Origin of the sequence: Mongoliibacter sp. (genome assembly GCF_007692705.1) — a bacterium.
Lineage (GTDB): Bacteria > Bacteroidota > Bacteroidia > Cytophagales > Cyclobacteriaceae > Mongoliibacter.
In genome coordinates this window covers 1-5,455 of the sequence record NZ_REBN01000181.1, presented here as the reverse complement: position 1 = coordinate 5,455, position 5,455 = coordinate 1, and the positions used below count along the sequence as shown (strand labels likewise).

5 protein-coding genes are annotated in these 5,455 nt (G+C 38.2%); all 5 read right to left on the bottom strand.

Features of this window, described 5'->3' with window-relative positions:
- Positions 1-282 (bottom strand): hypothetical protein (locus tag EA341_RS12815; RefSeq protein ID WP_293015097.1); only part of this gene is annotated, 282 nt, incomplete at its 3' end.
- Complete coding sequence (locus EA341_RS12810) at positions 282-2,147, bottom strand: carbamoyltransferase (protein ID WP_293015094.1); 1,866 nt, start codon at positions 2,145-2,147, stop codon at positions 282-284. The genes EA341_RS12815 and EA341_RS12810, both read right to left, overlap by 1 nt.
- 398 nt (positions 2,148-2,545) lie before the next feature.
- The gene (locus EA341_RS12805; RefSeq protein WP_293015091.1) at positions 2,546-3,355 is read right to left on the bottom strand and encodes a class I SAM-dependent methyltransferase; all 810 of its coding nucleotides are present in this window, start codon (positions 3,353-3,355) and stop codon (positions 2,546-2,548) included.
- A 39-nt stretch (positions 3,356-3,394) separates the two neighbouring features.
- Positions 3,395-4,372 carry a polysaccharide deacetylase family protein gene (locus EA341_RS12800; RefSeq protein WP_293015087.1) on the bottom strand — a complete coding sequence of 326 codons (978 nt, stop codon included), beginning with the start codon at positions 4,370-4,372 and terminating at the stop codon, positions 3,395-3,397.
- Positions 4,369-5,455, bottom strand: a 1,087-nt coding sequence (locus tag EA341_RS12795; RefSeq protein WP_293015085.1) for a GNAT family N-acetyltransferase, incomplete at its 5' end; no start/stop codon positions are given. The genes EA341_RS12795 and EA341_RS12800, both read right to left, overlap by 4 nt.

Below are 5,455 nucleotides of genomic sequence, written 5' to 3'. Positions count from 1 at the left end.
TGTGCCATGTGTACGTGGAACGAACATAAACAGGATATCAATCAATAGGAAAACAACCAGGAAACTGGCCACTGATAAGGTAAGGTTCTTGATAGTTTCAGAAATTGAACTATAAAATATTTTTTTACATAGGATTGCCACCTCAACTGCAATCATCAATATTACCAAAACTCTCAATGGATAAAACAAAAATGGAAATTCATCTTTAGATCCAATGGAGATATAAAGCAAAACAAAAACCCATAAAAAAAGCCTAATCACTCCCGCGTAGCTTGACATCATCAATCAGGTTTAAATTCAACCATCCACTTTTCTTTATTTTCCCAATCCGGTTGTTGATTTTTGATATACACAAAATCACCAATTACCAAATAATCCATCTCTGTACTCATAAAACACCTATAAGCATCAAAAGGGGTACATACTACCGGTTCTCCGCGAACATTAAAAGAAGTATTCACCAATAATCCATAGCCTGTTAATTTTTCAAATTCAGCTATCAATGACCAATATCGGGGATTGGTATCTTGATGAACGGTCTGAATCCTGGCAGAAAAATCCAGGTGCGTTACTGACTGAATGTCACTCCTTTCTTTATAAAGCTTTTCCCAAAGGCTCATATGATGATAATTTTCTGGCAACATTTTTCTTCTTTTTTCCAAAACCGGAGCTACAATCAGCATATAGGGGGATTCTTCCTGCAGCTCAAAATATTCCCCGCATTTTTCTGCCAAAACGGATGGTGCAAATGGCCTAAAACCCTCTCTGTATTTGATCTTGAGGTTCAGCTTTTTTTGCATTTCCGGATTCCGTGCATCTCCCAAAATACTTCTGTTGCCCAAAGCCCTTGGACCAAACTCCATCCTTCCCTGAAACCAACCTACCACCTTACCTTCTGCAATCTTCGAGGCCACGAATTCTGTCAATGCATTGAAATCACTGTACTGTTCGTACACTGCTTTCACTTTCTTATTCATTGATAGTATTTCCTTATCAGAATATTCAGGCCCTAAGTAAGAGCCCTTCATTTGGTCCGAATCCTTACTGTATAACCTTTCTTCATCAAAATATATGTGGCTGATAGCCAAGGCTGCGCCAAGCGCCCCTCCCGCATCACCGGCAGCAGGTTGAATGTAAATATCCTTGAAAATTCCTTTTTGCAACAGTTTCCCATTAGCCACACAATTCAAAGCTACCCCACCTGCAAGACATAAATAATCAGCCTTACATATTTCCTTTGCTGTAATGGCCATCTTGATCACTATTTCTTCTGTCACTCGCTGTATAGCCAATGCCAGGTTGCAATGATGCTGTTCAAGCTGATCTTCAGGGCCTCTCCTTTTAAACCCAAAGATTTTTTCCCAAGACTCATCTTTGACCATTCTTAAGCCTGTGGCATAATTGAAATATTTCTGGTCAAGCCAAATAGAACCATCCTCCTTTATATCTACGAGATGCTCTTTTATTTTTTTCTCATATTCCAAAGTCTGTTCATCATCCGGATTACCGTAAGGTGCAAGCCCCATCAGTTTATATTCTCCGGAATTGACTGTAAAACCCAAAAAATACGTAAATGCACTGTAGAGAAGTCCCACAGAATGCGGAAATTCCAATTCCTTGAGCATCTGAAAACTATTTCCTTCTCCCAATCCGATTGAAGCAGTGGACCACTCTCCTACGCCGTCTATGGTCAATACTGCGGCTTTCTGGAATTTGGATGGAAAAAAAGCACTTGCTGCATGTGAAAGATGATGCTCTGAAAATAGCAGATTTAGCTTTTTCTTGTCATATGTGCCCACCTCCTTAAGTCCATCTTTAATCAGCTTCTTAAGAAACATCTTTTCATCCAACCATACCGGAATAGCTTTGAGAAAAGACACCAATCCTTTAGGTGCAAAGGCATAGTAGGTTTCTAAAAGTCTTTCGAATTTCAGCAAAGGCTTGTCATAGAAAACCACTGCATCCAACTCATCTATGCTCAACCCTGCTTCCTCCAGACAGTAACGGATGGCATGTATGGGAAAGTCAGGAGTGTGTTTCTGCCTGGTAAACCGTTCCTCTTGGGCTGCGGCAATTATCTCACCGCCAATAAGTAATGCTGCCGCCGAGTCATGATAAAAAGCGGATAATCCTAAAATTTTTTTCACCTTCAAAAATAAATTATTTGATCATATTCGTAATTAAATTTCAATAAAGTTCTTCAAAAAAGGTATTCATACCATATGTGTATGCAATAAGCACTCAATTGTAAGGGAAACGATATTGCTCAAAGTATCAGGTATTCACGGAAACCTGCCATGAGTTACCTGAATTACTTAAAATCCTGGAGTAGATTTTCAAATTTAGTTTTATCCATAGTGCTGCTTATCATTTCTTTCAGACAACACACCAAACTCCAACAACTTTAATGAACTAACCTACTAATAATATCTCCGAAATAACAAAAAAAAACGAAACCCTAAAAACTCTACTATAAGTTTTTAGGGTTTCGTCCCAACTATGACCTGAAATTCAGGTAAAAGATTTTAGATTTAGTAAATCATATTTATTTTTCTGTCAATGACCTGAAATAAATCCATCTCATTTTGGCAGGTCTTTTTTCGTCTGTGGCAAAAGCATAATCTTCAACATTCAAAGCAGGGTGGGCATATTTGTTTATACGTGTAGGGTAATCCATAACCAACTGAATCTGGTGTGTTTTGGAAAACCTATCCATCAAAACCTCAGATAATCCAGGTATAAAACAGTCATGAGCTTCCAAAAGAATATCCACAAATTTCAGCTTAGGGATACTTGCAGGATTAAGTAACTGTGCTTCATAGCCTTCAATATCACAAAAAATCAGGGTCTTCGGTTTACAATACTCCGCAAGTTCGGTGGTATCAATATTTTGCAAAAACTGAATATTATTTAATTGATTCAACTTAGACATCTCCTTAGCCAAATTAAGCGCCACTGGATTGATATCACAGGCTGTAACCTTGGTGTTTGGAAGTTTTTGTGCAAAACCAACGGCATAATAGCCCTCTGCACAGCCTATATCCAAAATCTGCTGGTATTGTTCCGAATGCAGAATTTCTTCAATCCATTTCTGTATGGGTTCTTCATATGATCCAATCAACTTAGGCAACAACATACTTCCTGATGCTTGGTCAATATACTTTAGGCCCTGAAATGGGCCATTTAAAACTACCTTATCATGTCGAAGCCCCAACTGACCTAATATGTTATCTGCTCTTTCATTATCTTTTAAAAATTGGGCTTTTGAGTTTTCAAGTTCTCTTTTATGTGAAGGAGTATTTCGGTAAAATGCCCTATAGACTTTATAAAGCTGGTTTTTGAAAGAGAATGACATAAAAGATGGGGTAAGTTAAATTAAAGCAATCGAAAAAGATTAAGCTTTAGATAACCAGGGGTTGTGCTTGGCATCTCTGACTTTTGGTAAATCATTGGTATCCAACCTTGGAAGAGTAAAGACATTATCTCTCTTAATATCTGCAATATCTACATTTACAGCAAGACCAAGTTTACAATTGTGTTTTTTTAATATGTCTAAGGTATCCTGATTGTAACCTCCATGAGGAAAACACATAGTCCAAAGTTCCATATCGACTCCAATACTATCAAGAAGGGCATTGCAAGCCAATATTTCTTTTTCCTGTTCTTCCTTGCTCAACGTGTTTAGCCAAGGGTGACTGTAGGCATGATTGCCCAGATGCATACCACTACCTACCATAGTCTGCATCTGCGTTTTATCCATGTATAGCTCTCTGCTGAAGGTGGCCTCATCCATACCCACCGCTTCTTCAAAGAGGCTATTCACAAGATCAGTCCTAAAAGGTTGAGGCATTACTTTTTGCAACATTCTTTTGACAAACATCACCTCATCGGTATCCTTCCCATTTGTAATGGCGTATTGCTCATACAGTGTTTCAGGGGTGGGCAATGCTACGTCTTTTCTGATTTTACGAACCTCCTCAAAAATTCTTCTGATCAACTTTTGAACATCACTTTCTATGGCCAGAACAAAGTGTATCTTATTAACATTCAATACTTTATTTTCCATAACCATTCCTGCAGGAACATAAAAAGAACCCTGTATTCCCATATTATAAAGTAAAGGAAATACGTTGGTAAAGTGATCCATATAGGCATCATCGAAGCTCAGCAAAGCTGCTCTTTCAGGAAGTGTCTTACCCGAAACCACCGATTCAATCAGGTCTTCCATACGGATTAAGGTATAGTGTCTCTGCATGTACTTTACCTGTTCTTCAAACAATCCTACATCCAATCCTTTGATCCCTGGAAACCTGGATCTTTTTAGATCACGGACATAGTGGTACATGACTATAGTTACTTTGCTATTGATCATGAATTGATTTGGTTAACCTTTGCAATACGATCCCTATCAGAATCCATCCTCGTAAAATAAATATCGCCAATACCCAGTTTCTGAATATATTCATTATGATAAACACTCTGTAAAGCCAGGTATTCATGATTTGGTCTGGGAACAACAGGCGCTGAAACTTGGGGGAAAAGCACCACATCTTCCTCTTCCAATTCCTTGAAACCCGCGTTTAATAACTCCTCACTGTAAAGGTCCCCAATTTTAGAAAAATCCAGGTACAAGCAAGCCTGCTTTTTACACCAAGCTATAACATGGGCAAGTAGATCCTGTATACCATCTGAATCTCCATACATATCTATAATTCTGGCAACTTTACTATTACTTGGCTGAAGCTCTTCTAACCTTATAGCCAAATATGCTGCCAATCCATTATTTCCCAGAAAACCAAACACCTTGTAATCGATAAAAGGGTGGTTAAGAAACCTCCACTTTAAAAATTCTGAATCCCTGAAAGTCGTACAGACAGCCTTTTGATCATAAACTATGTTTATGCGATCAAGATGCTCATCTTTTAACATGATAATATTATCAGCCGAAGCTATTTCCAAAACCTCTTTATTTAACCCCACTAAGGTTTGGGCCCTCTCTACCTGATACCCCATATCCTTTACCAACTCAAAAGTCTTCTCGCTAAGATTAAAAATATAGCGCTTCATTCTTTTATGGTCAAAAACATTATATCCCAGTTTTTTATAGAATTTATGGGTCTCAAGAGCCATCCCCAAAGTTGCATTTATGGGGTTTTCTTCAAACAGTTTATTTACCAAGGTACCATTAAACCCCAATCCTCTCCAGGCAGGTAAAGTATAGGCATTCACTCCCCAAATAGCTGAAATTAACTGATCCCCCAAATGCATCTGATATTGAAGCCCTCCGTAGTGAGACACCACTTCCTCTTTATTATTCAATCCTATCCAATTGACTTTGAATATTGATGAAGGTTCCCAGGGATTCTGAAAGTAGTAAGTTAAAAATGCCTCGGACTGAAAAACAGTAGATTCTCCGTAAGCTTTTATAAAAAAGTCCTTCAAACCCTCTAAATCT

Coding starts and splice junctions, on each gene's coding strand:
- EA341_RS12805 (WP_293015091.1), bottom strand. CDS start 3,355: ATGTCATTCTCTTTCAAAAACCAGCTTTATAAAGTCTATAGGGCATTT.
- EA341_RS12800 (WP_293015087.1), bottom strand. CDS start 4,372: ATGATCAATAGCAAAGTAACTATAGTCATGTACCACTATGTCCGTGAT.